Genomic DNA, 202 nt, shown 5'->3' with positions numbered 1-202 from the left:
CAGCATAGCCTGGCGCCCACCGGTCTTGAAGCGCTCGACCCAGCGGGCAACGATCTTGGCCGAGACGCCGTAGACCCGGGCTGCTTGGGCTTGCGACAGATAGCCCCCGATCACGGCAAGCGCCATTTCTTCTCGACGCAACGGCGTCAGTCGGGCATTCTTGTGAATGTTCATTCGGAGCGATCCTGGACTACTGTTGTGT

General features: G+C 60.9%; 1 protein-coding gene. It reads right to left on the bottom strand.

Translation table 11 applies throughout. The annotated features are described in order from the left end of the window. Positions 1–174 (bottom strand): helix-turn-helix domain-containing protein (locus P0086_RS25245; protein ID WP_275790833.1); only part of this gene is annotated, 174 nt, incomplete at its 3' end. Positions 175–202: the final 28 nt, after the last annotated feature.

It is taken from the genome of Mycoplana sp. MJR14 (genome assembly GCF_029210525.1).
Lineage (GTDB): Bacteria > Pseudomonadota > Alphaproteobacteria > Rhizobiales > Rhizobiaceae > Mycoplana.
The sequence above is the reverse complement of the archived record's forward strand: the minus strand, read 5'-3'. Positions and strand labels throughout refer to the sequence as shown.